The following is a 1,941-nucleotide window of genomic DNA, read 5'->3' on the forward strand; positions in this document are numbered from 1 at the left end:
GGTCGCCCGGGCGGCGCTCCCGGCACCGGTGCTCCCGGCGCCGGCGGCGGCGCTCCGGCCGGAGGTGGCTTTGGCAAGGGCGGCCGCGGTCGCGGCGGCACCCAGGGTGCCTTCGGCAAGGGCGGCGCAGGCCGCGGCAAGCAGCGCAAGTCGAAGCGTGCCAAGCGCCAGGAACTCGAGCAGATGAGTGCCCCGTCGCTGGGTGGCGTGAGCGTACCCCGCGGCGACGGCAACACCATTGTCCGGCTCCGCCGCGGCTCGTCCATCACGGACTTCGCCGACAAGATCGAGGCAAACCCCGCCGCACTGGTGACCGTCCTCTTCCACCTCGGCGAAATGGCCACGGCCACGCAGTCGCTGGATGAGGAAACGTTTGCCCTGCTGGGTGAGGAGCTTGGCTACAAGCTCCAGGTCGTCTCGCCGGAAGATGAGGAGCGCGAGCTGCTCTCCGGCTTCGACATCGACTTCGACGCTGAACTGGAAGCCGAAGGCGACGAAGACCTCGAGGCCCGTCCTCCGGTTGTCACCGTCATGGGCCACGTCGACCACGGTAAGACCCGGCTGCTCGATGCCATCCGCAAGTCCGACGTTATGGCGGGCGAGCACGGCGGCATCACGCAGCACATCGGTGCCTACCAGGTCACGCACAACCACGAAGGCACGGATCGCCGGATCACCTTCATCGATACCCCGGGCCACGAAGCGTTCACCGCCATGCGTGCCCGTGGTGCGAAGGTTACCGACATCGCCATCCTGGTCGTTGCAGCCGACGACGGCGTGATGCCGCAGACCATCGAAGCCCTTAACCACGCCCAGGCGGCCAACGTGCCGATCGTCGTGGCCGTGAACAAGATCGACAAGGAAGGCGCCAACCCGGACAAGGTCCGCGGCCAGCTGACCGAGTACGGACTGGTTCCGGAAGAGTACGGTGGCGACACCATGTTCGTAGAGGTCTCTGCCCGCCAGAACCTCAACATCGACGAGCTGCTCGAGGCAGTCCTGCTCACCGCAGACGCTGCCCTGGACATGCGCGCCAACCCGAACAAGGACGCCCGCGGTATCGCGATTGAAGCCAACCTGGACAAGGGCCGCGGTGCCGTTGCGACCGTCCTGGTTCAGTCCGGCACCCTGCACGTCGGTGACACGATCGTGGCAGGCACGGCCCATGGCCGCGTCCGTGCGATGTTCGACGACGACGGCAGCTCGCTGACCGAGGCAGGTCCGTCCCGCCCCGTGCAGGTGCTGGGTCTGTCCAACGTCCCGCGTGCCGGTGACACCTTCTTCGTGACTGCTGACGAGCGCACCGCCCGCCAGATCGCCGAGAAGCGTGAAGCTGCCGACCGCAACGCCGCGCTGGCCAAGCGTCGCAAGCGGATCAGCCTTGAAGACTTCGACAAGGCCGTCGCCGAAGGCAAGATCGACACCCTCAACCTCATCCTCAAGGGTGACGTGTCCGGAGCGGTTGAAGCCCTCGAAGATGCGCTGCTCAAGATCGACGTCGGCGAGGGTGTCCAGCTCCGCGTTATCCACCGCGGTGTTGGTGCGATCACGCAGAACGACGTCAACCTGGCCACGGTCGACTCCGCTGTCATCATCGGCTTCAACGTCAAGCCCGCCGAGCGTGTTGCCGAACTGGCAGACCGCGAAGGCGTGGACATGCGCTTCTACTCCGTCATCTACGCAGCCATCGATGACATCGAAGCAGCGCTCAAGGGCATGCTCAAGCCGGAGTACGAAGAGGTCCAGCTGGGCACCGCCGAGGTCCGCGAGGTGTTCCGTTCCTCCAAGTTCGGCAACATTGCAGGCTCGATCGTCCGCTCCGGTGTTATCCGGCGCAACACGAAGGCCCGCATCAGCCGCGACGGCAAGATCATCGGCGACAACCTCACCGTTGAGACGCTCAAGCGCTTCAAGGACGACGCGACCGAGGTCCGCACGGAC

Annotated in this window: 1 protein-coding gene; it reads left to right on the forward strand. The window is 65.9% G+C overall.

Annotation, left to right across the window (positions count from 1 at the left end; translation table 11 throughout):
* Window positions 1–1,941 (forward strand): translation initiation factor IF-2 (gene infB, locus AB4Y86_RS17780; protein ID WP_441403479.1); only part of this gene is annotated, 1,941 nt, incomplete at both ends.

The organism is Arthrobacter sp. 2YAF22_2 (assembly GCF_052114645.1).
Taxonomy (GTDB): domain Bacteria; phylum Actinomycetota; class Actinomycetes; order Actinomycetales; family Micrococcaceae; genus Arthrobacter.